Origin of the sequence: Actinomadura logoneensis (genome assembly GCF_003428695.1) — a bacterium.
GTDB classification, from domain to species: Bacteria; Actinomycetota; Actinomycetes; order Streptosporangiales; family Streptosporangiaceae; genus Spirillospora; species Spirillospora logoneensis.
The window spans coordinates 1-1,067 of sequence record NZ_QURH01000091.1 but is presented as its reverse complement, the minus strand read 5'-3'; the positions used below and the strand labels follow the sequence as shown (position 1 = coordinate 1,067).

3 protein-coding genes are annotated in these 1,067 nt (G+C 75.0%); 1 reads left to right on the top strand and 2 read right to left on the bottom strand.

Annotated elements, in window-relative coordinates; genetic code table 11:
- Together DZF91_RS04395 and DZF91_RS04390 are read right to left on the bottom strand one after the other, a co-directional pair.
- The coding region (locus DZF91_RS04395) for a hypothetical protein (protein WP_199486405.1) at window positions 1–328 on the bottom strand (328 nt) is incomplete at its 3' end.
- Between the two features lie 106 nt (window positions 329–434).
- Window positions 435–770, bottom strand: coding sequence for a hypothetical protein (locus DZF91_RS04390; RefSeq protein WP_117356213.1), 336 nt, complete (start codon window positions 768–770; stop codon window positions 435–437).
- A 52-nt stretch (window positions 771–822) separates the two neighbouring features.
- Here DZF91_RS04390 and DZF91_RS39410 point away from each other — a divergent pair, with 52 nt between their 5' ends.
- Entirely contained in the window at window positions 823–981 is a 159-nt protein-coding gene (locus DZF91_RS39410; RefSeq protein ID WP_158587847.1) for a hypothetical protein, read from the top strand.
- The last annotated feature ends 86 nt before the right edge of the window (window positions 982–1,067 follow it).

Sequence of the window (1,067 nt, the reverse complement as noted above, 5' to 3'; positions counted from 1 at the left end):
CGACGGTCCCGGCGCCGGTCAGGGCCAGCACGCCGAGCGCGGCGGGCCCGTCGGCGGCCGAGGCCGCAGCGCCCGCGGCGTGGGTGGCGCCCAGCGCGGCCAGCGGCGCCAGTTGCCGCCGGTACCGCACCAGCAGCCGACGGCCCTGGTGTCCGGCGAGGCCCACCGGCGACGGTGTCTCGTCCTGGCCCGGCTGCTCCGAGTCGTCGGCCGGCTGGGTGGTCTTCTTCTCGACCGCCCTGGCGGCCATCCGGCGCACCGCCGCTTTCATCGCGGTCGAGCGCGGCGGGTCCGCCGTCTCGGTCCGCGTCCTGGTCGTGGTGCCCACGCCAACCTCCCTGGTGAGTCCTGCCTGCTGAGTCGTGGTCTTGGGTGTCGGTAGGTTCCGTGACCGGCCCGCGCGTAGGGCGCGGGCAGGCCACGCAGCCGACCGGCTACAGGTCGTCGTACCAACGGGTCTCGGCGACCTTGTCCGAGCCGCCGGCGGCGGCGATCGCGGCCGCGATCGGCTCGTGCGCCGCCTGGGCGTGGGTCAGGGTCTGCTCGACCACGGTCAGCCCCGTGTGGGCGGTCAGGGTGTCGCCGAGGTCGTTGACGACCTCCGACACCTGCTGAAGCAGGGCCTTGATCTGCTCCAGGGCGGAGATGGTGGAGGCGTAGCCCTCGCCGTCGCCGCCGCTGAGTCCGCTGGTGAGCTCGCGCATCTGCGGTGTCCTTCCATCGGTGTTGGTGTTGGTGTTGGGGTCGTCGACGATCTCGGCGTCGATCACCTCGCTGTCCTCGGCTCCGCCGCGCGCTGCGGTGGGTGCTGCGGTGGGCGGGGTGTCGACGGGCTCGGCGTCGATGGGGCAGGGGCAGGCGGCCGGGTTGGCCAGGAGGGTCCCGCAGCGCGGGCACGGCTCGACGGTGACCGCGTCGGCGTCCGCCTGGCGCTGGTCGGAGCCCTGCGCGGCGTCCGGGCCGGGGCGGCCGGTCGTCTGACGGGCTGCGCGAGCCGGTCGCCGACCTCCTGCCGCAGCCGCTTGACGAGGGCGTGGTCCATCAGAACCTCCCCTCGGCCGGCATCG